Origin of the sequence: Kitasatospora sp. NPDC057198 (genome assembly GCF_042670125.1) — a bacterium.
In the GTDB taxonomy this organism is placed as follows: Bacteria; Actinomycetota; Actinomycetes; order Streptomycetales; family Streptomycetaceae; genus Kitasatospora.
Window position 1 is genome coordinate 1 of sequence record NZ_JBHUWH010000084.1, and the last position, 22,649, is coordinate 22,649.

Below are 22,649 nucleotides of genomic sequence, written 5' to 3' on the forward strand. Positions count from 1 at the left end.
GCGCACCGCGAGGTGCGCCGCCCGTTCGGTCGGTCCGGCCCGGTCAGGCCGTGACGACCTCGTACTTCTCCAGCTCCCCGGCCAGCACGGTCGCCACCTTGGCGTGCAGCAGGGTGCCGTCCGCCGTGTGCTCGGTGGAGATCAGCTCGCCCTCCGCGTGGACCCGGGAGACCAGGTCGCCGCGGGTGTAGGGCACCAGGGCCCGGATCTCCACCGCGGGGCGGGGCAGCTCCCGGTCGATCAGGGCGAGCAGTTCCTCGATGCCCTGGCCGCTGCGGGCCGACACCACGATGGCGTGCGGCTCGCGGCGCAGCAGGCGCTGGAGGACCAGCGGGTCCGCCGCGTCGGCCTTGTTGATCACCACGATCTCCGGCACGTTCTGCGCGTCGACCGAGACGATCACCTCGCGGACGGCGGCGAGCTGGGTCTCCGGCTCGGGGTGCGAGCCGTCCACCACGTGCAGGATGAGGTCGGCGTCGGCGACCTCCTCCATGGTGGAGCGGAACGCCTCGACCAGGTGGTGCGGCAGGTGCCGGACGAAGCCGACGGTGTCGGCCAGGGTGTAGAGCCGGCCGCTCGGGGTCTCGGCCCGGCGGACCGTCGGGTCCAGGGTGGCGAACAGGGCGTTCTCCACCAGGACGCCGGCCCCGGTGAGCCGGTTGAGCAGCGAGGACTTGCCCGCGTTGGTGTACCCGGCGATGGCCACCGACGGGACGTGGTTGCGCCGCCGCTCCTGCCGCTTGGTGTCGCGGCCCTTCTTCATGTCGGCGATCTCCTTGCGGAGCTTCGCCATCTTCTCGCGGATCCGCCGCCGGTCGGTCTCGATCTTGGTCTCACCGGGACCGCGGGTGGCCATGCCGCCGCCCGAGGTGCCGGAGCCGCCGCCACCCATCTGCCGGGACAGCGACTGGCCCCAGCCGCGCAGGCGCGGGAGCATGTACTGCATCTGCGCGAGCGAGACCTGCGCCTTGCCCTCCCGGGACTTGGCGTGCTGGGCGAAGATGTCCAGGATCAGGGCGGTGCGGTCGACGACCTTGACCTTGACCACGTCTTCGAGGTGGATCAGCTGGCCCGGGGTCAGCTCACCGTCGCAGACCACGGTGTCGGCGCCGGAGGAGGCGACGATGTCGCGCAGCTCCCGGGCCTTGCCGGAGCCGATGTAGGTGGCCGCGTCGGGCTTGTCGCGGCGCTGGATCACGCCGTCCAGGACTTCGGAGCCGGCCGTCTCGGCGAGGGCGGCGAGCTCGGCCATCGAGTTCTCCGCCTCCTCCAGCGTGCCGTCCGTCCACACGCCGACGAGCACCACGCGCTCCAGGCGGAGCTGGCGGTACTCGACTTCGGTGACGTCCTGCAGTTCGGTGGAGAGGCCGGCGACGCGGCGGAGCGCGGCGCGCTCGGTGCGGTCGTACTGCTCTCCGTCGTAGTTGCCGAGGCCCTCGTCGATCGCCGCGAGGTCCTCGTCCATCAGGGCTTCCGCCTTGAGGTCGGCGAGCCGCTGGGCGGACTCGCTCGATCGGGTGCGGCTGTCGAACGTGGAGGTCATTTCATCCTTGGGTTGATCGGGTCGTGCTCTCGGACAACACGGCGGAGCCGCCGTGAATTCCCCACGATGGTTGCACGGCCGCCGTGCCCGAGTCATCCCTTTTACCAGCCGCCCCCTCGGCCCCGGCGGCCGCCCCCTCCTCGGGCCCGCCGGGCCGGTAGACGTCGTACACGCCGGAGACCCGCAGCATCGCCCGCATCACCGCCGGGAGCGCGGCGGCGTCGGGCAGCTCCAGGGTGTAGCTGTGCCGGACCCGCAACTGGCGGGGCGGTTCGACCTCGGCGGAGAAGATGGACACGCCCTCGCCGGAGATCGCCGCGGTCAGGTCGGCGAGCAGCCGGGGGCGGTTGAGCGCCTCGGCGTGCAGGGTGGCCCGGTAGCCCCACTGCGGGGCGCCGCCGGGCAGCCAGCGGACGGCGGCGGCGTGGCGGCCGCCGCGCAGCATCCGGGTGCCGGTGGGACAGCCCGCCCGGTGCACCGCGACGGCGCCGCCGCGCAGCACGATGCCGGTCACCTCGTCGGGCGGGACGGGCGTGCAGCAGCGGGCCAACCGGACGGCGGAGCCGGGCAGTTCGGGCACCTCGGCGGGGGCGGCGGCGGGCGGTGCGGGGGGCGCGGCGGGGGCCGGGGCGGTGCCGGCGGCGGGCTGCTCGGGCAGTTCGGCGACGGCCTGGCGGGCGGCCGGGCGGGCGGCCAGCCGGCGTTCGACGGCGAGCCGGGCGCCGGGGGTGCGGACGTACTCCAGCCACTGCGGGTCGGGGCCGCTGTCCTCGCCGTCGGGGGCGAGCAGCAGGCCGAGCATGTCGCCGTCGCGCAGCTGGGTGGAGAGCGCGGCGAGCCGGCCGTTGACCCGGGCGCCGATGCACCGGTGGCCGGTCTCCTCGCCGAGCAGGTAGGCGGCGTCCAGGCAGCTGGAGCCGGCCGGCAGGTGCAGGGTGGCGCCGTCCTCGGTGACGGCGGTGATCTCGCGGTCGTCGCGCAGGTCGGCGGTGAGCGCGGACCAGAAGGCGTCCGGGTCGGGGGTGTCCTGCTGCCAGTCGAGCAGCCGGGCCAGCCAGCCGGGGCGGGCCGGGTCGGTGCGGTCCTCGGGGTCGTCGGCGGCGCCCTGCCGGTCGGCGGCGCGCGGGTCGCCGAGGGCGACCACGCCGGTCTCGGCGACCTCGTGCATCCGCCGGGTGCGGACCAGGACCTCGATCACCTCGCCGCCGGGCAGCGCGACCGCGGTGTGCAGCGACTGGTACAGGTTGAACTTGGGGGCGGCCACGAAGTCCTTGAACTCGCCGGGCAGCGGCGTCCAGCAGGTGTGCAGCTCGCCGAGCACGGCGTAGCAGTCGGCGTTCTCCTCGACCACCACCAGCAGCCGCCCGAAGTCGGCGGGCCGCAGCCCGGCGCCGTCCGGTCCGGCCCCGCGCTTGATCATCACCCGGTGCAGCGAGACCAGGTGCCGGGGGCGGACGGTGACGGCGGAGGAGATGCCGGCCTCGGCGAGCTGGCGGCCGAGCTCGGCGGCGAACGGGGCGAGCACGCCGTCCGTCCAGCCGCCGGCCACCGCGCCGGTGTGCTCGTACTCCTCGGGGTGCAGGGTGGCGAAGACGATGTCCTCCAGCTCCGCCTTGACCACCTGGATGCCGAGCCGTTCGGCCAGCGGGATCAGCACGTCCCGGGTGACCTTGGCGATCCGCACCCGGCTGGCCGGCTTCATGTGCCGGATGGTGCGCATGTTGTGCAGCCGGTCGGCGAGCTTGACCACCATCACCCGGACGTCGTCGCCGGTGGCGACCAGCATCTTGCGGAAGGTCTCGGGCTCGGCGGCGGCCCCGAAGTCGACCTTCTCCAGTTTGGTGACGCCGTCCACCAGGTAGGCCACCTCGGGCCCGAAGTCCTCGGCGACCTGCGCCAGCGTCACCTCGGTGTCCTCGACGGTGTCGTGCAGCAGCGAGGCGACCAGCGTGGTGGTGTCCGAGCCGAGCTGGGCGAGGATCATCGTGACCGCGAGCGGGTGGGTGATGTACGGCTCGCCGCTCTTGCGGGTCTGCCCCCGGTGGCTCTCCTCGGCGAGGCGGTACGCCCTGGTCAGCAGGGGTACGTCGGCCTGCGGGTGGTGCACCCGGTGGGCCTGGACGATCGGCTCGATGGCGTCGGGGACGGGCGTCCGCCCGGTGGCGAGCAGCGCCGCCCGGCCGGCCCGGCCGAGTGCCGCGCGGCTGAACCGGCCCGCCTGCTGCTTGGACGGTGAACCCGCCAACTCGGAGCGGATGGTCATCTGCACCTCCGGCAGCAACACCGGAGCGACGGCCGACCCGGTGGTCCATGCTACCGAGCAGAGCACGTTGCGCGAGCCCCCGCTTCCCCTCTGTCACCCGGATCACCCGAACGGGCGGATTAGCCGGGGAGCGCGGTGGGAAGCGGGAACTGACGCTCCCTCGCCCTGACCTGCCGTCAGGCGAGCACGCCCTCCGCGACGATCACCGCGGGGCCGGTCATCTCGATCCGGCCGTCCGGGAACTCCTCGATCACCAGCCGCCCGCCGGGCACGTCCACCGTGTAGCGCGCCGCCTCGCCGGTGGCCGCCGGGTCGGCGCCGTCGCGCCGGATCGCCGCCACCGCGACGGCGCAGGCGCCGGTGCCGCAGGAGCGGGTCTCGCCGGAGCCGCGCTCGTGCACCCGCATCGCCACGTGCCGCTCGCCGCGGTCCACCACGAACTCCACGTTCACGCCCTGCGGGTACGCGCCCGCGGGGGCGGTGGCCGGGGCGTCGAGCAGGTGGCCCGCGTGCGCCAGGTCCTCGACGAAGGCGACGGCGTGCGGGTTGCCCATGTTGACGTTCAGCGCGGGCCAGGTCCGCCCGTCCACGGTGACGGTGATGCCGTCCGGGCCGGGGAAGGCGGCGCGCCCCATGTCCACGGTGACCTCGCCCGGGGTGCCGTCCGGGGCGTCCGCGGCGATCCGCACCCTCTTCACCCCGCCGCGGGTGGCCACCGCCAGCTCGCCCGGCTCCGCGTGCCCGGCGTGCACCAGGTACCGGGCGAACACCCGCACCCCGTTGCCGCACATCTCGGCGATCGAGCCGTCCGCGTTGCGGTAGTCCATGAACCACTCGGCCTGTCCGGCCATCCCCGCCGCGGCGGGCTCGGCCGCCGAGCGGACCACCCGCAGCACGCCGTCCGCGCCGATCCCGGCCCGCCGGTCGCACAGGGCGGCGACGTCCGCCGCCGACAGGTCGACCAGGCCGTCCGGGTCGGGGACGATCACGAAGTCGTTCTGGGTGCCGTGCCCCTTGAGGAAGGCCGTTCCGCTGGTTCCGCTGCGCTCGCTCACACCGCCGATGGTAACGGGGCGCCCGCCCCCGCCCCGGGGCGGTCAGCCGCGCAGGTGGACGACCCGCCAGACGGCGAGCGCGACGGCCGCCGCGGCCAGCAGGGTGTACAGCACGATGGCCTTCCAGCCGGCCCGCTCGGTGCTGCCCCGGCGGGGCACGCCCGGCCACTTGTAGCCGGCCCGGCGGCCGGCCATCGCGCCCCAGCCGACCGAGGCCGAGGTGATCAGCAGGCCGAGCATCCCGATCATCGCGGTGGCGCCCTCGCTGCCGAAGGCGAGCGGGAAGGCGAACATCAGCGAGCCGAACATCAGCGTCGCGGCGATCGGGAGGATCTGCCACCAGCGCAGCCGGCGGCGCGGCCGGATGTCCCGCTCGTGGACCACGCCCGGCGCGGCGGCCAGGTCGTCGATCGCGGGCAGCGCGACCGCGTACGAGGTGGTGGGGATGGCGAGCTCGGGGAGGGTCTCGGACCCGTCGGTGACGTCGCCGAGCAGCTCATCGGTTTCGGGGCCGGTACCCGTTGACACGCGGCCTCCCCTGACGGCTCGACACGAGCTCCGGGGCTCGCGGGCAGTGAGGCCGGCCCGCGTGCCGGGCCTCGGTGCTACCGATGATGGCACGTACCAACACTCCGACAGGGGGTCCCGCGGCTTGATCGGGTGATCCGATGCCAGGACGTGATCCGGTCGTGACCGCCGGTGCCATCTGCACCTGCGTCTGCCGGTGCAGACGCCGCGGGCCTGGCCGGATCGGGCCGTCGGAGAGCCGAAATGCGCCGGTCAGCCCGCCCTGCCGGGTTCTTCCGGACGGTGGATCAGTTCCAGTGCCCGGTCCAGCAGCCCGACCGGATCGGACCCCTCGGGGCGGTCCAGCCAGTGGATCCGGTCGTCCCGGCGGAACCAGGACTCCTGGCGCCGGGCGAACCGGCGGGTCGCCCGGACGGTCTCCGCCCGCGCCTCGTCCTCGGTGCACTCCCCGGCGAAGAACGCCAGCACCTGCTGGTAGCCGAGCGCCCGGCTCGCGGTCAGCCCCTCGCGCAGCCCGGCCCGCTCCAACTCCCGGACCTCCTCCAGCAGCCCGGCCTCCCACATCCGGTCCACCCGCAGCTCGATCCGCCGGTCCAGCTCCGGGCGCGGCACCCGGACGCCGATCTGCACCGCGTCGTACACCGCCCGCCGGGCCGGCAGGCTGGCCGTGAACGGGCGCCCGGTGATCTCGATGACCTCCAGCGCCCGGACCACCCGCCGCCCGTTGCTGGGCAGGATCGCCTCCGCCGCCGCCGGGTCCAGCCCGGCCAGGCGCCGGTGCAGCGCGCCGGGGCCGACCCGCTCCAGCTCCTCCTCCAGCCGGGAGCGCACCGCGGGGTCGGTGCCGGGGAACTCCATCTCGTCCACCGCCGCCCGCACGTACAGGCCGGAACCGCCGACCAGCACCGGCACCTGCCCGGCCGCCAGCTGCCGGTCCATCTCGGCCCGCGCGAGGCGCTGGTACTCGGCCACCGAGGCGGTCTCGGTCACCTCCCACACGTCCAGCAGGTGGTGCGGGACGCCGGCCCGCTCCTCGGCCGTCAGCTTGGCGGTGCCGATGTCCATGCCCCGGTACAGCTGCATCGAGTCGGTGTTCACCACCTCCCCGCCGAGCTCGCGGGCGATCGCCACCGCCAGGTCGGACTTGCCGGCCGCCGTCGCGCCGACCACCGAGACCACCCGGGGCGGGGCGTCGGAACGCGGAGAAGGGGAAGAAGAGGAACCGCTCACCTCCCCAGTCTCGCAAAACCCGGGCACCTCCCGTGTCGCGGGCTCGTTGACCGGGGAGGATCAGCTATACCCGGTACCGAAATGACCCGATTCGCGAGGAGTGCACTCCATGGGCCTGATGGACAATCTCAAGGGCAAGGCCGAGGAACTCAAGGGGAAGGCCAGTGAACTGGCCGGCAAGCACGGCGACAAGATCGACAGCATGGTGGACAAGACCGGCGAGGCGATCGACAAGGCCACCAAGCACAAGTACTCCGACAAGATCGTCAAGGGCACCTCGGCGACCAAGCACGCCCGCGACGACTTCGCCGCCAAGCCCAAGGACGACTGACCCCCGGGGTGTCCGCCGCGCTCAGCGCCAGGACGCCACCAGGTAGCCGACGCCGTACGGGGCGTCCTCGTAGCGCAGTTCACCGCTGAGCGCGGCGCCCTCCGCGGCCCCCGCGAGCACCTGCCACGGGGCGCGCCCCTCGGCCATCAGCTCGGCCGACAGCGCCGCGTCCAGCCCGGCCAGCGCGGACGCGTCCGCCCCGGCCAGCGCGCGGGCCACCGCCCGGTCGTACCCCTCGGCCCGCTCGTCCAGGTACCCGGGTGCCTTCACCGAGCGCCGGGCGCTGCCGTCACCGAGCACCAACAGGCCCACCCGGTCCGCGAGTTCGGCCAGCCCCCGGCCCAGGCCCAGCAGCCGCTCCGCCCCGGTGTCCGGCCGCACCGCGACGGCGTGCGTCGGCACCCGGACGCCCGCCTCCTCCAGCAGCCACGCCCCCACCGTCAACGCGGGCGACAGCTCCGGACCGTCCACCCTGCCCAGCGGCAGCCGCACCGCCCTCGCCACCCCGTAGCGCCGGAACGACCCCGCCCCGCCCTCGGTCCACACCCCGGCCCGCTCACCGGTCCCGACCACCACCACCAGGTCGACCCCCGCCAACTCCCCCACCGCCGCCAGGCACGCCCCCCGCAGCCCCGCCGCCTCACCGGCGGCCCCCGCCGCCACCTCCGGCACGAGCAACGGCGGACACGGGCACACGGCGGCGGCAACAAGCATGTCGATCACTCTACGCGCCCACGAAAACGCACAGACAGCGAAGCGCACAGACCGGGGCGCGGGGAACTGCGCGGGCAACCGAGCACGCACAGCAGGATCGCGACGCAGGACGACCACTTGCACTGTCCCGCGATCCTGCGGACGTTCACCTACCGCTTCGCGCAGTTCCCCGCGCCCCTGCCTGCACGCACCTGCGCTAACAGCCGCAGCCGTCCCCGCTCGGCGCGGCTTCCGTCCGCACCGGGACACCGATCGTCGGCAGCCCCAGCATCACGCCCGCCGGCTTAGCCGCCGGCGCCGCCTGCCGCTTCTCCCACGCGTCGCCCGCCCGGGTGCGCCGCACGCCCAGCGCGGGGCCCTCGGCGAGGAGGTGGTGCGGGGCGGCGTAGGTGATCTCGACGGTGACCATGTCGCCGGGCCGCACCCCGCCCTCGGGGCGCGTGCTGTGCTCTTCGTTCTCCCCTCGCAAGCTCCGGGAGAAGTGGACGAGCCGGTTGTCGGGCGCGCGCCCGGAGAGCCGGTCGGTGCGGTCGTCCTTCTTGCCCTCGCCCTCGGCGACCAGGATCTCCAGCTTGCGGCCGACCTGCTTCTTGTTCTCCTCCCAGGAGATCTCCTCCTGGAGGGCGACCAGCCGCTCGTAGCGCTCCTGGACGACGGCCTTCGGCACCTGGTCCGCCATCTCGGCGGCGGGCGTCCCGGGCCGCTTGGAGTACTGGAAGGTGAAGGCGTTGGCGAAGCGCGCCTCGCGGACCACGTGCATGGTCTGCTCGAAGTCCTCGTCGGTCTCGCCGGGGAAGCCGACGATGATGTCGGTGGAGATCGCGGCGTCGGGCATCGCGGCCCGGACCTTCGCGATGATGCCGAGGAAGCGTTCCTGCCGGTAGGAGCGCCGCATCGCCTTCAGCACGGTGTCGGAGCCGGACTGCAGCGGCATGTGCAGCTGGTGCATCACGTTGGGCGTCTCGGCCATCGCGGCGATCACGTCGTCGGTGAAGTCGCGCGGGTGCGGCGAGGTGAAGCGGACCCGCTCCAGGCCCTCGACCTGGCCGCAGGCGCGCAGCAGCTTGCCGAACGCCTCGCGGTCGCCGAGGTCGGAGCCGTACGCGTTGACGTTCTGCCCGAGCAGGGTGACCTCGACGACGCCCTCGGCGACCAGCGCCTCGACCTCGGCGAGCACGTCGCCGGGGCGGCGGTCCTCCTCCTTGCCGCGCAGCGCGGGGACGATGCAGAAGGTGCAGGTGTTGTTGCAGCCGACCGAGATGGCGACCCAGGCCGCGTACGCGGACTCGCGCCGGGTGGGCAGCGTGGAGGGGAAGGTCTCCAGCGATTCGAGGATCTCGACCTGGGCCTTGCGCTCGACGGCGGCGCGCTCCAGCAGGGCGGGCAGGTGGCCGATGTTGTGGGTGCCGAAGACGACGTCGACCCAGGGGGCCTTGCGGACGATGGTCTCGCGGTCCTTCTGGGCGAGGCAGCCGCCGACGGCGATCTGCATGCCGCGGTTGGCCTGCTTGGCGGGGGCGAGCCGGCCGAGGTTGCCGTACAGCTTGTTGTCGGCGTTCTCGCGGACCGCGCAGGTGTTGAAGACCACCAGGTCGGGGTCGCCGTCGCCGGCGGCCTTGGCGTAGCCGGCCTCCTCCAGCAGCCCGGACAGGCGCTCGGAGTCGTGGACGTTCATCTGGCAGCCGTACGTGACGACCTTGTAAGTTCGCAAGCTCTCCTCCATACCCACAGAGCCAAGGGTACGGGCAGCGGGGCGGCCCTCCCGCCGGGCGGTGGGGGCTGGCAGTATCCACGGCATGGCTGCTGCGAACCTCCCCTCCCGTCCGGGTGCCGCGCCGCGCCGACTGCTGCGCAGCCGACCGCTCCTGTTCTGCGCGGCGCTGCTGCTGGTGGTCGCGGGCGCGGGCGGCTGGTGGGCGTCCTCGGCGTCCTCGACGGCGGGTCCGCGCGGCCGGGTGGCGTTCGCGACGGGGGTGGTCGGCGGGGTGTACGACCGGTACGGGGTGCTGCTGCGGCAGTACCTGGGCCAGCACATGCCCGGGTTGCGGGTGCAGTTGGACAACTCGGTGGGCTCGCTGGACAACCTGGAGCGGGTGGTGGCGGGCCAGGACGACTTCGCGATCGCCACGGCGGACGCGGTAGCGACGTTCGGCAGCCCGCGCAAGCCGGAGCTGCGGGCGATCGCCCGGCTGTACGACGACTACATGCAGCTGGTGGTACCGGCCGACTCGCCGGTGCACTCGGTGGCGGACCTGCGCGGGCTGCGGGTCGGGGTGGGGCAGGCGAAGTCGGGGGTGAACCTGGTGACCCGGCGGCTGCTGGAGGCGGCGGGCCTGGACCCGGACCGGGACGTGCGGTCGGCGCAGGTCGGCGTCGTGGAGGCCGCGGACGGGCTGCAGAAGAAGGAGCTGGACGCGTTCTTCTGGTCGGGCGGCCTGCCGACGACGGCGCTGACCGACCTGTCGCAGCGTACCCCGATCCGGATCGTGCCGATGGGCGACCTGTCCGATCCGCTGCACCAGCTGGCGGGCCCGGGGATGGACGCCTACCGGGCGGCGACCATCCCGGCCGACGCCTACCCGGACGTGCAGCCGGAGCGGGTGGCGGTGCCGACGGTGGCGGTGCCGAACCTGCTGGTGACCCGGGCGGACGTGGACCCGGCGCTGGTGGAGGCGCTGACCCGGGCGGTGATCGACAGCCGGGACGCCATCGGCGGCCAGGTGCACGCCGCGCAGCTGGTGGACCTGCGCACGGCGGTGTACACCGACCCGCTGCCGCTGCACGACGGTGCCGAGCGCTACTACCTGTCCGTGAAGCCCTGACGCGTCTCCCGGTCAGGCCCCGGGCCAGCGGCGCCGCCGGGGCACCACCAGCCGGACGGTGAGGCCGTTCGGCTCGGCGGGCGCGAAGTCGAGCCCGCCGCCGCCGGCCAGCAGCAGGGTGCGGGCGATGGACAGGCCCAGCCCGGAGCCGTCGATGTTCTGGTGCCGGGAGGAGCGCCAGAACCGGTCGCCGACCCGGGCCAGCTCCTCCTCGGTGAGGCCGGGTCCGGCGTCGGTGACGGTGGCGGTGACCTCGTCCTTGCCGATGGTGAGGCCGACCCGGACGGTGCTGTCGGCCGGGGTGAACTTCAGCGCGTTGTCCAGGACGGCGTCCAGCGCGCTGCCGAAGCCGATCGGGTCGGCCCAGGCGTGCGCCATCGGCGGGCCCTCCCAGCGCAGCCGGACGCCGCGCTGTTCGGCCAGCGGCCGCCAGGCGTCGATCCGGGTGCGGACGAGTTCGGCCAGGTCGACCGGTTCGGGTTCGGGCCGGGAGCCCTCGGCGGTGGCCAGGCCGAGCAGGTCGTCCAGCACCCGGGCCAGCCGGGCGCCCTCCTCGCGGACGGCGGCGAGTTCCTCCTCGTGGCCCTCGGGCAGTTCCAGGCCGATCAGCTCGACCCGCAGCAGCAGCGCGGCGAGCGGGTTGCGCAGCTGGTGGGAGGCGTCGGCGACGAACGCCCGCTGCTGGTCGATGGCGAGCACCACGTGGTCCGCCATGTCGTTGAACGAACGGGCCAGGCGCCGCAGTTCGGGCGGCCCGCTGCTGGGGGCGACCCGGGCGCCGAGCCGTCCGGTGGCGATGTCGTGGGTGGCCCGGTCCAGGGTGCGGACCGGGCGCAGCACCCAGCCGGTGAGCCGGACGGCGAGCAGGATGGCGACGATCATGGCGAGCGCCTCGCCGCCGGCCAGCACCATCCAGCGGTGCAGGATCCGCGAGCGCAGGCCGCCGGTGGGCGATTCGGTGAGCACCACGGCGACCACGTCGCCGTCGCGGACCACCGGCAGGGCGACGGCGAGGGTGCGGTCGGGGGTCCACGGCCAGACCTGCGGCGGGTTGTGGCTGCGGCGGCCGGCCAGCGCCTCCTGGTACGCCTGCCGGCCGGGGCCGGCGGCGGGCGGCCGCCAGCCGTCGGGGGCGGCGGCGACGGCGCTGCCGTCGCGCTGGAAGACGCCGATCCGGACGCCGTACAGCTCCTGGTAGCGCTGGACCTCGCTGGTCAGGGCGTACAGCCGGCCGTTGTCGCCGGGGCCGGGCTGCGGGTCGCCCTTGACCGCGGCGGTGTTGGGGCGGCCCTGGGTGGGCAGGTCCTGGGCGAAGCGGGCGGCGTCGTCGATCCGGTCGACCACCACCTTGGACTGCTCGGAGGCGGCGATCAGGTAGGCCAGGGGCACTCCGAGCGCGGCCAGCACGCAGGCCATCAGGGCGATCAGGATGCCGAGCAGGCGGTTGCGCACGTACGGTCAGCGCTCCGCCGGGTCGTCGCCGGCGCCCGCGGGGCCGGGCCCGCCGTCGGGCTGGCCGGGCTGGCCGGGTATCAGCCGGTAGCCGACGCCGCGGACGGCCTCGACCAGTCCGGGCAGGCCGAGCTTGGTGCGCAGCGAGCCGATGTGCACCTCCAGGGTGCGGCCGTTGCCCTCCCAGCCGGAGCGCCAGACCTCGCTGAAGATCTGCTCGCGGCGGTAGACCACGCCGGGGCTCTGGGCGAGCAGCGCCAGCAGGTCGAACTCCTTGCGGGTGAGCGGGACGTCGCGGCCCTCGACGGAGACCCGGCGGCGCTCGCGGTCGATCCGGATGCCGCGGGAGGCGAGCGGTCCGGCCGGTTCGGGGCCGTTCTCCTCGGCGGGCCGGGGGGTACCGCGGCGGGCCACCGCGTGGATGCGGGCCAGCAGCTCGCCCATGTCGTAGGGCTTGACCACGTAGTCGTCGGCGCCGAGGTTGAGGCCGTGGATCCGGGAGCGGATGTCGGCGCGCGCGGTCACCATGATGACCGGGACGCCGCTGCCGGCCCGGATCCGGCTGCACACCTCGAAGCCGTCCCGGTCGGGCAGCCCGAGGTCGAGCAGCACCACCCGGTAGGGGTCGCTGCCGTCGGGGACGAGCGCGTCCAGCGCCTCGTGGCCGCTGCGGGCGTGCCGGACCTGGAAGCCGTGCCGGCCGAGCACCGCGACCAGGGCGGCGGCCACGCGGTCGTCGTCCTCGACCAGGAGCAGGCGCATCGGGTCCCCTTTCCGGCGGTGTTCGTTCGGGCGCGGTCGCGCGGCCCGGTCCCCTCGGAACCGCGGCCATCCTGGCATCCATGCCCATCCGGGGTCCTCCGGTCAACCAGGTCCCCCGGTCCGTTACCCAGCCGGTATCCGCTACCTGCCGACTACCCGGCGTAGCCGAACCGTGATCCTCAAGTTCAGCTCAGATCGGCTGACGAGGGGTCGTGTACCTGTCTAAAGTCACCCCAGTCCGGGGGCCGAGGGCTCCGCCGGCTCCGGCCCCCGGACATCAGACGGACCATCACCGGCTCTGCGGCCCCTGCGAGTTGGCCCGGGTTCGGAGGACGAGGGAGCGAGCCGCGATGACCGAGAACAGCGCCGACCCGCAGCAGGCGGGGAGCGGCCGGAGCACCCCGCTGGTGTCGCTGCGCGGGGTGAACAAGCACTTCGGCGCGCTGCACGTGCTGCAGGACATCGACCTGGAGATCGCGCAGGGCGAGGTCGTGGTGCTGATCGGCCCGTCCGGCTCCGGCAAGTCCACGCTGTGCCGCACCATCAACCGGCTGGAGACCATCGACTCCGGCACGATCGAGGTGGACGGCCGGCCGCTGCCCGCCGAGGGCCGCGAGCTGGCCCGGCTGCGCGCCCAGGTCGGCATGGTGTTCCAGTCCTTCAACCTGTTCGCGCACAAGACCGTGCTGCAGAACGTGGTGCTGGCCCAGGTGAAGGTCGGCCGGGTGCCGAAGGCCGAGGCCGAGAAGACCGCCCGCGAGCTGCTGGAGCGGGTCGGCGTGGGCGCCCAGGCGGACAAGTTCCCGGCCCAGCTGTCCGGCGGCCAGCAGCAGCGGGTGGCGATCGCCCGCGCGCTGGCGATGAACCCCAAGGTGATGCTGTTCGACGAGCCGACCTCGGCCCTCGACCCGGAGATGGTCAACGAGGTGCTGGAGGTGATGCGCTCGCTCGCCGCCAAGGGCATGACCATGGTGGTGGTGACCCACGAGATGGGCTTCGCGCGCTCGGCCGCCAACCGCGTCCTGTTCATGGCGGACGGCCGGATCGTCGAGCAGAACACCCCCGAGGCGTTCTTCACCGCGCCGCGCAGCGACCGGGCCAAGGACTTCCTTTCCAAGATCCTGCACCACTGAGCCCCACCGTGTTCTAGCGTCAGTTCGAATTTGCCCGGAGCCAGCGATGGCCCCTACCGAGGAGAAGAACGACCGCATGAAGGCCCGTCGTACCGTAGCCGCCGCCCTGTCCGTGCTCGCCCTGACGGCGGTCGCCGCCTGCGGCAAGGACGGATCGCCGAACTCCGACGCCGACAAGGGCGGTTCGGCGGCCCCGCAGCTGCCGACCTACCAGGTGAGCGCCGACGCCAAGCTGGACGCCTCGCCGACCTGGACCGAGGCCAAGAAGCGCGGCAAGCTGGTCATCGGCGCCAAGTCCGACCAGCCGTTCCTCGGCTTCGAGGACGTGCAGACCGGCAAGCGCAACGGCTTCGACATCGAGATCGCCAAGATGGTCGCCGCCGACCTCGGCTTCTCGGCCGACCAGATCGAGTTCAAGACGATCAACTCCAGCGCCCGCGAGACCTCGCTGTCCGGCGGCCAGGTCGACTACTACGTCGGCACCTACTCGATCAACGACAACCGCAAGAAGTCGATCGACTTCGCCGGCCCGTACTACATCGCCGGCCAGTCGCTGCTGGTGAACAAGGACAACTCCGAGATCACCAGCCCCGAGACCACCAAGGGCAAGTCGGTCTGCACCGCGACCGGTTCCACCTCGGTCGACAACATCAAGAAGTACGAGCCCACGGTCATCACCTTCGACACCTACTCGCTCTGCGTGGAGAAGCTGCTCACCAAGGAGGTCGACGCGGTCACCACCGACGACGCGATCCTCAAGGGCTACGCCGCGAAGAACCAGGGCAAGTTGAAGGTCGTCGGCGAGCCGTTCTCCAAGGAGCGCTACGGCATCGGCCTGAAGAAGGGCGACGCCGCGCTGCAGAAGGCGATCAACGACGCCCTCAAGAAGCACGAGGACAACGGCGACTGGAAGAAGGCGTACGACGCCACCCTGGGCCTGTCCGGCTCCGGCGCGCCGGCGATCCCCGACCTGGACCCGACCACCGCCTCCTGACGCCCGTCCCGTCCGATACCGAGAAAGGAGGGCCGCCGGCATGGGCATACCGTTCGAGGACGGCAACTTCTCGCTGTTCGCCCGCGGGTTCCTGGGGACGATCGAACTGAGCGCGCTCAGCGCCCTGTTCGCCCTGCTGCTGGGCTTCGTGCTGGCGGCCTTCCGCGTCTCGCCGGTCCCGGTGCTGCGGACCTTCGGCACCGCCTGGGTGACGATCTTCCGCAACACCCCGCTGACCCTGATGTTCTTCGCGGTGACCTTCGTGCTGCCGCGGCTGGACGTGCACATCAGCAGCTTCGCCGCGGCCGTGGCCGCGCTCAGCATCTACACCGGCAGCTTCGTCTGCGAGGTGCTGCGGGCCGGCATCAACACGGTGCCGCTGGGCCAGGCCGAGGCGGCCCGCTCGCTGGGCATGGGCTTCGGCCAGACGCTGGGCCTGGTGGTGCTGCCGCAGGCGGCCCGCTCGGTGCTGGCGCCGATGGGCTCGGTGTTCATCGCCCTGCCCCGCAACTCGGCCGTGGCCGGCGCGTTCAACGTGTTCGAGCTGTTCAGCGTCCAGAAGACCCTGACCGAGAAGGGCTACGCCATCTTCGCCATCTTCTTCTGGGTCGCCCTGGCCTACCTGGTGATCAGCTTCTCGGTCGGCGCGGTCTTCTCCGCCCTGGAGCGGCGCGCGGTGGTGGCCCGATGAGCGTGCGCTCCGCCTCCGTCCTGTACGACGTCCCCGGCCCGCGGGCCCGGCGGCGCTACCTGGTGGCCGGCGTGCTCGGCACGCTGGGCATCGCCGGGCTGCTCTGGTGGGTGGTGGCCACCCTGGCCGACCAGGGCCAGTTCGACGGCGCGCTGTGGGAGTCCTTCGAGTACAACACCGTCCAGCAGCGGATCCTGGACGGCGTGCTGGCCACCCTGAAGGCGTTCGGCCTGGCCGCGGCGGGCTCGCTGCTGCTCGGCGTGCTGCTGGCCGCCGGCCGGCTCTCCGACCACCGGCCGGTGCGCGCGGTGTCCACCGCGGTGGTCCAGTTCTTCCGGGCCATGCCGCTGGTGATCATGATCTTCGCACTGTACCAGGCGGTGTTCACCGCCGAGCCGATGTGGGGCCTGGTCGTCGGCCTGACCCTGTACAACGGCGCCGTGCAGGCCGAGATCATCCGCTCCGGCATCAACGCCGTCCCGCGCGGCCAGGGCGAGGCCGCGTACGCCCTGGGCCTGCGCAAGACCCAGGTGATGAGCCTGGTGCTCGTCCCGCAGTCGGTCCGGGCGATGCTGCCCGCGATCATCGGCCAACTGGTCGTCACGCTCAAGGACACCTCGCTCGGCTACATCATCACGTACCCGGAGCTGCTGTTCGTCGGCAAGTGGATCGCCTCCAACTCCGACGGCTACCCGTACATCCCGGTGGTCCTGGTGATCACCCCGATCTACATCGCGATGTGCCTCGCGCTCAGCGGCCTGGCCCGCTGGATCGAGTCCCGCGGCCGCCGCGGCGCGAACCGGCGCGGCGCATCCGCTGCTTGACGGACACCCAGGTGATCTGTTGCATTGCTCTTCGTGACACCACCTGGGACCTCCCACCCGGCACATGACGCACCGGCGGCCGGCGCCGCCCGCCCGAAGGCCCCGGCATGGACGCGGTGATCATCGTCGGGGCCGGGCCGGTCGGGCTCGCCCTGGCGCTGGCCCTGGCCCGCAACGAAGTCCCCAGCACCGTCCTGGACGAGGGTCCCGGCGTCAGCGCCGAGAGCCCCCGCACCGTCGTGCTCGGCGGCGACACCGCCGCCTTCCTCGGCCGGATCGGCTACGCCCGGGTCGCCTCCGACGCCGCCCGCTGGGACGCCTTCACCATCTGGCGCCGCCGCGCCGAGGTGCTGCGCCTGCCGCTGGACGCCGAACCCGTCCTGCACCTCGCCCAGCACCGCCTCCAGCGCGGCCTGCGCGACGCGGTCGCCGCGACGCCGCTGATCCACCTGCTGCCGCGGCACAAGGTGGTCGAGATCGTCCAGGACCGCGACGGGGTCGCCGTCCGCACCAACTCCGCCGGGGAGGAGACCTGGTGGCGCGGCAGCCACCTGGTCGGCTGCGACGGCGCCCGCTCGGCCGTCCGCAAACTGCTCAAGGTCCGCTTCCCCGGCCGGCCCGCCGTCGACCGGCACGCCGTCGCCACCGTCCGGGTCGACCTGCCCTTCCCCGGCGAGGCCCGGCTGCACCGCGAACCCCCGTGGCGCGGCGACCGCGAGGCGTCCGCCCGCCCGCTGCCGGACGGCCTGTGGCGGCTCGACTGGCGGCTGCCCCCCGGCCGCCCCCAGCCCACCGAACCGGTCGACCCGCACGCCACCTGGCCCGGCATCGTCACCGGCGACACCCTGCTCACCCGGGTCACCTCCGCGCTCACCGGCTGGTGCGGCGAACTCCCGCCCCACCAACTGCTCGCCGCCGCCGACCACACCTACCAGCAGCGGCTGGCCGCCCGCTTCCGCACCGGCCGCTGCTTCCTGGCCGGCGACGCCGCCCACCTGCACGGCGCCCTCGGCATGCAGAACCTCGCCGACGGCCTGCGCGACGCCGACAACCTCGCCTGGCGGCTCGCCCTCGCCTGGCACCTGCCGCCCGGCGGCGACCGCGCCGACCGCGCCCTGCTCGACGGCTACGAGGCCGAGCGCCGCGGCGCGGTGGGCGCCCGGCTGCGCGCCGTCGACCAGAGCATGCCGCTGCTGCGGCCGCTGCGCGGCTGGGCCGAGACCCGGCGCTCGCTGCTGTCCGGCTCCTTCCGCAAGCACGCCCCGCTGCTCGCCGACGGCCAGCTCGGCACCGGCCGCTTCGGCGGCGCCCCCGCCTACCCCGCCGCCCCCTCCGGCGTCGCCCCGCGCGTCCCCGAGCAGCGCGGCGCCGGCCGCGGCACCTCGCTCACCGAACAGCTCCCGGCGACCGCCCCCGGCGTCCTGGTGCCCGACCTGCCGGTGGTCACCGCCGAGGGCACCGCGGACACCCTCCGGGGCCGCCTCGGCGGCCCCTTCCTGCTGGTGCTGGTCGCCCCCGGCGCCGCCGTCTGGTCCGCCGAGCACTGGATCGGCGCCGGCCTGATGCCCCGCCTGGCCGACCTCGCCGCCGCCCTCCCCGTCCCCGCCGAGGTCCTGGTCACCGACGGCTACCCCGGCGCCACCCCGCACACCGTCCTGCTGGTCCGCCCCGACGGCCACCTCCTCGGCACCACCCCCGGCCTCCACCCCGAGACCCTGCACGCCCTCACCGCCCCGCTCACCCCCAAGCCCGGCCTGGAACAGGAGAAGACCCGGTAGGGGCGCGAGGAACTGCGCGCCCGGCCACCGCCGCACCGGCAAGACCGCGCCCCCGACAGCCGGTTGCCGCCCGGGGCGCCCCGGGCTGCGCGCCGACCGCTACCGCGCGACCTCCGTCGCCCGCGACTCCCGCACCACCGTGATCCGGATCTGCCCCGGGTAGGTCAGCTCCTCCCGGACCTGCCGGGCGACCTCCCTGGCGATCTCCTGCGCCCGCAGGTCGTCCACCGCCTCGGGCTGCACCATCACCCGGACCTCCCGCCCGGCCTGCATCGCGTAGACCTTGGTGACGCCCTCGTGCGCCCGAGCGATCTCCTCCAGCCGCTCCAGCCGGCGCACGTACGCCTCCACCGACTCCTTGCGGGCACCCGGCCGCCCGGCCGAGCACGCGTCGGCGGCCTGGGTGAGCACCGCCTCGACGGTCTTCGCCTCGATCTCCCCGTGGTGGGCCGCTATCGCGTGCACGACCTCCTCCGCCTCGCCGTGCCGCCGGGCGAACTCCGCACCGATCGCGGCGTGGCTGCCCGGCACCCGGTGGCTGAGCGCCTTGCCGATGTCGTGCAGCAGCGCGGCCCGCCGCACCGGCTCCGGGTCGACGCCGAGCTCGGCGGCCATCATCCCGGCCAGGTGCGCGGACTCCACCAGGTGCCCGAGCACGTTCTGCCCGTACGAGGTGCGGTAGCGCAACGTGCCCAGGGTGCGGACGAGTTCGGGCGACATCTCGCTGCCGGCCCCGATCCCGACGGTCAGCAGCGCGTCCTCCCCGGCCCGGACGCACAGCCGCTCGACCTCGGCCCGGCTGCGCTCGTGCGCCTCCTCGATCCGGGCGGGGTGGATCCGCCCGTCGACCAGCAGCGCCTCCAGGGTGAGCCGGGCGCTCTCCCGCCGGACGGGGTCGAAGCAGGAGAGCTGCACCAGCCCGGGGGTGTCGTCGACGATCAGGTTGACGCCGGTGACGGCCTCGAAGGCGCGGATGTTGCGGCCCTCGCGGCCGATCACCCGCCCCTTCATGTCCTCACTGGGCAGCCGCAGGGTGGTGACCACGGTGTCGGCGGTGTGCTCGGCGGCCAGCCGCTGGACGGACGCGGCGATGATCTCGCGGGCCCGGCCCTCCCCCTCGGTGACGGCCCGCCGCTCGATCTCCCGGACGGTCAGCGCGGCCTCCCGGCGGGCCTCCGACTCGGCGGCCCGGACGATCTCCTCCCGGGCCTGCGCGGCGGTCAGCCCGGCGGTGCGCTCCAGCAGCACGCGGTTCCCGACCGCCTGCTCGGCGAGTTCGCCGCGCACCCGCTCGGCTTCGGCGGCGCGGGCGGCGAGTTCGTCCTCGTGCAGGTGGAGGCGGTGCAGCTCGGCGGTCAACCGCTGCTCGCGGCGGTCGAGTTCGGCCCGGCGCTGGCGGAGCATCAGGAACCCGGCGGCCAGCACCAGCACCAGGGCGCCGATCAGCACCCCGGCCGCCAGCAGCAGGGAGGAACCCGTCTCGGTGCCCTGAGCGATGCCCATCCGGCCACACCCCGTCCTGCTCACGCTGCCGCTGAGGCGACCTCCGCGATCGTCCTGCCACTGAGTGTGAGGCTAGGCCGAGGTTACGAAACGGTCAAGATGCGATCGAGAATTGGCTCCATCGATCTGATCACCAGTCATCACATCGCACCATGCCGCGGGCTCCGCACCCGGAGCCCGCGCTCAGTCCTCCTCCGCCCCCGGCCAGTCCTCCCCCTCGGCGCCCCCGGCCCCCTCCGCCGCGTCCAGCGCCTCCCGCACCACCCGGTACGCCAGGCCCTCGGCGTAGCCGCGCCGGGCCAGCACCCCGACCAGCCGCCTGGTCCGCACCGCCCGTTCCAGGCCCGCGGTGGAGCGCAGCTTCCGCACCACCAGCGCCCGGGCGGCCTCGGTCTCGTCGTCGGCGTCCACCTGCAGCAGGGCCCGCTCGGCGGTCTCCCCGGTGACGCCCTTGGTGCGCAACTCCTGGGCCAGCGCCCGCCGGGACAGCCCGCGCACCGCGTGCCGGGACTCCACCCACGCCTCGGCGAAGGCGGCGTCGTCGATCAGGCCGACCTCCTCCAGCCGGTCCAGCACCTGCTCGGCGACCTCGTCCGGGATCTCCTTGCGGCGCAGCGCGTCGGCCAGCTGCTTGCGGGACTTGGCGGCTCCGGTGAGCAGCCGCAGGCAGACGTCCCGGGCCCGCTCCGCCGGATCGCCCTCCGGTTCGGCGGCCCGCCCGCGCCGCTTCTCCCGCTTCTCCCCCGGCTCCCGCGCCCCGTCCGGTCCGCCGGCCCGGTCCCCCCGGTCCGCCCGTTCGGCCTTCGCCCGCCGCCGCGGCCGCTCCGCCGCGGGTGCCGGCTCCGGCAGCTCCCCCAGCGCGCTGCGCCGTCGCCGCCGCCCGCCGGGCAGGTCGGAGGCCCGTACCAGCCCGGGGAGTTCGCCCACCGGGGGCTGCTCCGGCACCTGCTCCTCGGCCGCCGCCGCGAACCAGTCCGGCGGACCGTGATCGTCCCCGCTGCCGCTGCCGGATACGCCCGCACCGGGCCCGTCCTCGGACGGACCCGGTGCCGGGTGGTGGTCGTGCTGCGCTGTCAACGGATCAGCCCTTGGCGGCGGCCGCCGTCTTCTTGGCCGCGGCCTTCGCCGGGGCCGCGGCCGCCGGGATCTCCACGGCCGGAGCGGGGGCGGCGTCGCCCTCGGCCTCGACGGGCTTCGGACCGATGCCCAGCTTGCCCTTGATCTTGACCTCGATCTCGTCGGCCAGCTGCGGGTTGTCCTTCAGGAAGTTGCGGGCGTTCTCCTTGCCCTGGCCCAGCTGGTCGCCCTCGTAGGTGTACCAGGCGCCGGACTTCCGGATGAAGCCGTGCTCCACGCCCATGTCGATCAGGCCGCCCTCGCGGCTGATGCCGACGCCGTAGAGGATGTCGAACTCGGCCTGCTTGAACGGCGCGGCCACCTTGTTCTTGACGACCTTGACGCGGGTGCGGTTGCCGACCGCCTCGGTGCCGTCCTTCAGGGTCTCGATGCGCCGGATGTCGAGGCGGACCGAGGCGTAGAACTTGAGCGCGCGGCCACCGGTGGTGGTCTCCGGCGAACCGAACATCACGCCGATCTTCTCGCGCAGCTGGTTGATGAAGATCGCGGTGGTGTTCGACTGGTTCAGCGCACCGGCGATCTTCCGCAGTGCCTGGCTCATCAGACGGGCCTGGAGGCCGACGTGCGAGTCGCCCATCTCGCCCTCGATCTCGGCCCGCGGCACCAGCGCGGCCACCGAGTCGATGATCACCAGGTCGATCGCGCCGGAGCGGATCAGCATGTCGGTGATCTCCAGCGCCTGCTCGCCGGTGTCCGGCTGGCTGACCAGCAGCTTGTCGGTGTCCACCCCGAGCTTCTTGGCGTACTCGGGGTCGAGCGCGTGCTCGGCGTCGACGAAGGCGACGGTGCCGCCGGCCTTCTGCGCGTTGGCGGCCAGGTGCAGGGTCAGAGTGGTCTTGCCGGAGGACTCCGGGCCGTAGATCTCGATCACGCGGCCGCGCGGGATGCCGCCCACGCCGAGCGCCACGTCGAGGGCGGTGGACCCGGTGGAGATCACCTCGATCTGCTCGTTCGCCTTCTCGCCGAGGCGCATCACCGAGCCCTTGCCGAACTGTCGCTCGATCTGGGCGAGTGCGGCCTCCAGGGCCTTCTCGCGGTCCGTTCCTGCCATGGCTTCCACCCTCGGGTTCTGTCCTGTGCGCTTCATCGTCATCGACGCTAGCGCGTCCCACCGACAATCGGCCCCGGACGGGCTCGGCCTGTGGAAAACTCCGCGCCGAAGAGTACAAAGAACATGCGTTCGATTCTAGTCTCGCACCTCGACCACCCCGCCCCGGCCCCGCCGCGCCGGACCCGCCGCCCGGAACGAGCCGGGCCGGAGCGAGCCAGGACCGGAGCGAATCGAGCCCGGAACGGAGCGGGGCCCGGCCCCACGGCCGGAAAGCCGTGGCACCGGGCCCCTCCCCCGCCGCGCCGCTACTTGAGCATCTCCTCGCCCGCGTTCGGCACCTCGGCGCCGCTCTTGTCGAAGAACCGCCAGGAGGTGACCCGCTTCCCGACCTGCTCCGGCACCACGATCCGCCGGTAGGGCGAGTCCCCGACCGTGACCAGCTGCGGTTCGACGACGCTGCCGTCGGTCCAGGTCACCTCGACCTTGGCGATGTCCGGCCCGAACGCCATCACGGCGAGCGTCACCGGCAGCGGTCCGGGCCGGGAGTCCTTGGACCGGGGGCCCATCAGGCCGCCGCTGAACGTGTCCCCCATCCACGGCTCGAGGTGCCCGGGGGTCGGGTAGCCGCCCTGCTCGTCGTACTTCTGCCGGACGCCGTCCAGCGTCGCGTAGGTGTTGACGACGTCCTCCTTCGGCGTCCAGTACTGCTGGACGTACGCCTCGGTGGGCTTCTCCAGCGAGGGGTCGACGGCGTGCCGCTCCTGCCAGACCGCCACCGCCTGCTCGTACGCGCGCTCCTGCGGGGCGGCCGGCCAGAGCGCCTCCCAGAGCTTCCACT

20 protein-coding genes are annotated in these 22,649 nt (G+C 73.7%); 7 read left to right on the top strand and 13 right to left on the bottom strand.

The genetic code is table 11. The features are described from left to right. Positions 1–43: 43 nt before the first annotated feature. From hflX to miaA, 5 genes are all read right to left on the bottom strand, one after another. Positions 44–1,543, bottom strand: coding sequence for a GTPase HflX (hflX, locus tag ACFUEL_RS12955; RefSeq protein WP_380236199.1), 1,500 nt, complete (start codon positions 1,541–1,543; stop codon positions 44–46). Between the two features lies 1 nt (position 1,544). Next, on the bottom strand, positions 1,545–3,806 hold the full coding sequence (locus tag ACFUEL_RS12960; RefSeq protein WP_380236201.1) for a RelA/SpoT family protein: 2,262 nt from the start codon (positions 3,804–3,806) through the stop codon (positions 1,545–1,547). A gap of 176 nt (positions 3,807–3,982) precedes the next feature. Further along, positions 3,983–4,861: a diaminopimelate epimerase gene (gene dapF, locus ACFUEL_RS12965; RefSeq protein WP_380236202.1), complete on the bottom strand. Its 879-nt coding sequence runs from the start codon at positions 4,859–4,861 to the stop codon at positions 3,983–3,985. 42 nt (positions 4,862–4,903) lie between these two features. Continuing rightward, the gene (locus ACFUEL_RS12970) at positions 4,904–5,389 is read right to left on the bottom strand and encodes a hypothetical protein (protein ID WP_380236204.1); all 486 of its coding nucleotides are present in this window, start codon (positions 5,387–5,389) and stop codon (positions 4,904–4,906) included. 252 nt (positions 5,390–5,641) lie between these two features. Next, positions 5,642–6,619, bottom strand: coding sequence for a tRNA (adenosine(37)-N6)-dimethylallyltransferase MiaA (gene miaA / locus ACFUEL_RS12975; protein ID WP_380236205.1), 978 nt, complete (start codon positions 6,617–6,619; stop codon positions 5,642–5,644). Between the two features lie 118 nt (positions 6,620–6,737). Between miaA and ACFUEL_RS12980 the strand changes: the two genes are divergently transcribed. Further along, on the top strand, positions 6,738–6,950 hold the full coding sequence (locus tag ACFUEL_RS12980; protein WP_380236206.1) for an antitoxin: 213 nt from the start codon (positions 6,738–6,740) through the stop codon (positions 6,948–6,950). Between the two features lie 21 nt (positions 6,951–6,971). On the opposite strand, the gene ACFUEL_RS12985 is transcribed toward ACFUEL_RS12980, so the two are convergent. Next, entirely contained in the window at positions 6,972–7,664 is a 693-nt protein-coding gene (locus tag ACFUEL_RS12985; RefSeq protein ID WP_380236207.1) for a class III extradiol dioxygenase subunit B-like domain-containing protein, read from the bottom strand. A 196-nt stretch (positions 7,665–7,860) separates the two neighbouring features. Next, a complete protein-coding gene (gene miaB / locus ACFUEL_RS12990) occupies positions 7,861–9,387 on the bottom strand; it encodes a tRNA (N6-isopentenyl adenosine(37)-C2)-methylthiotransferase MiaB (RefSeq protein ID WP_380236208.1) in 1,527 nt (508 codons plus the stop codon). Between the two features lie 73 nt (positions 9,388–9,460). On the opposite strand from miaB, the gene ACFUEL_RS12995 reads away from it, so the two are divergent. After that, complete coding sequence (locus ACFUEL_RS12995) at positions 9,461–10,486, top strand: TAXI family TRAP transporter solute-binding subunit (RefSeq protein ID WP_380236209.1); 1,026 nt, start codon at positions 9,461–9,463, stop codon at positions 10,484–10,486. Between the two features lie 12 nt (positions 10,487–10,498). Here ACFUEL_RS12995 and ACFUEL_RS13000 read toward each other — a convergent pair whose 3' ends face one another. Both ACFUEL_RS13000 and ACFUEL_RS13005 read right to left on the bottom strand, forming a co-directional pair. After that, a complete protein-coding gene (locus tag ACFUEL_RS13000) occupies positions 10,499–11,938 on the bottom strand; it encodes a sensor histidine kinase (protein ID WP_380236210.1) in 1,440 nt (479 codons plus the stop codon). A 6-nt stretch (positions 11,939–11,944) separates the two neighbouring features. Further along, positions 11,945–12,700, bottom strand: a complete 756-nt coding sequence (locus ACFUEL_RS13005; protein ID WP_380236211.1) for a response regulator transcription factor — start codon at positions 12,698–12,700, stop codon at positions 11,945–11,947. A 350-nt stretch (positions 12,701–13,050) separates the two neighbouring features. Between ACFUEL_RS13005 and ACFUEL_RS13010 the strand changes: the two genes are divergently transcribed. From ACFUEL_RS13010 to ACFUEL_RS13030, 5 genes are all read left to right on the top strand, one after another. Then, the gene (locus ACFUEL_RS13010) at positions 13,051–13,833 is read left to right on the top strand and encodes an amino acid ABC transporter ATP-binding protein (RefSeq protein ID WP_380236213.1); all 783 of its coding nucleotides are present in this window, start codon (positions 13,051–13,053) and stop codon (positions 13,831–13,833) included. Between the two features lie 76 nt (positions 13,834–13,909). Continuing rightward, a complete protein-coding gene (locus tag ACFUEL_RS13015; protein WP_380236223.1) occupies positions 13,910–14,827 on the top strand; it encodes a glutamate ABC transporter substrate-binding protein in 918 nt (305 codons plus the stop codon). Positions 14,828–14,867: 40 nt separating this feature from the next. Further along, positions 14,868–15,518: an amino acid ABC transporter permease gene (locus tag ACFUEL_RS13020; RefSeq protein WP_380236214.1), complete on the top strand. Its 651-nt coding sequence runs from the start codon at positions 14,868–14,870 to the stop codon at positions 15,516–15,518. Then, positions 15,515–16,342, top strand: coding sequence for an amino acid ABC transporter permease (locus ACFUEL_RS13025; protein WP_380236215.1), 828 nt, complete (start codon positions 15,515–15,517; stop codon positions 16,340–16,342). Before ACFUEL_RS13020 ends, ACFUEL_RS13025 begins: the two co-directional genes overlap by 4 nt. A gap of 107 nt (positions 16,343–16,449) precedes the next feature. Then, positions 16,450–18,120 carry an FAD-dependent monooxygenase gene (locus ACFUEL_RS13030; protein ID WP_380236216.1) on the top strand — a complete coding sequence of 557 codons (1,671 nt, stop codon included), beginning with the start codon at positions 16,450–16,452 and terminating at the stop codon, positions 18,118–18,120. Between the two features lie 99 nt (positions 18,121–18,219). On the opposite strand, the gene rny is transcribed toward ACFUEL_RS13030, so the two are convergent. The 4 genes from rny to ACFUEL_RS13050 form a co-directional block, all read right to left on the bottom strand. After that, entirely contained in the window at positions 18,220–19,623 is a 1,404-nt protein-coding gene (gene rny / locus ACFUEL_RS13035; protein ID WP_380236217.1) for a ribonuclease Y, read from the bottom strand. A 183-nt stretch (positions 19,624–19,806) separates the two neighbouring features. Then, on the bottom strand, positions 19,807–20,700 hold the full coding sequence (gene recX, locus ACFUEL_RS13040; protein WP_380236218.1) for a recombination regulator RecX: 894 nt from the start codon (positions 20,698–20,700) through the stop codon (positions 19,807–19,809). 4 nt (positions 20,701–20,704) lie between these two features. Further along, complete coding sequence (recA, locus tag ACFUEL_RS13045) at positions 20,705–21,811, bottom strand: recombinase RecA (RefSeq protein ID WP_380236221.1); 1,107 nt, start codon at positions 21,809–21,811, stop codon at positions 20,705–20,707. 305 nt (positions 21,812–22,116) lie between these two features. After that, positions 22,117–22,649 (bottom strand): hypothetical protein (locus ACFUEL_RS13050; protein WP_380236222.1); only part of this gene is annotated, 533 nt, incomplete at its 5' end.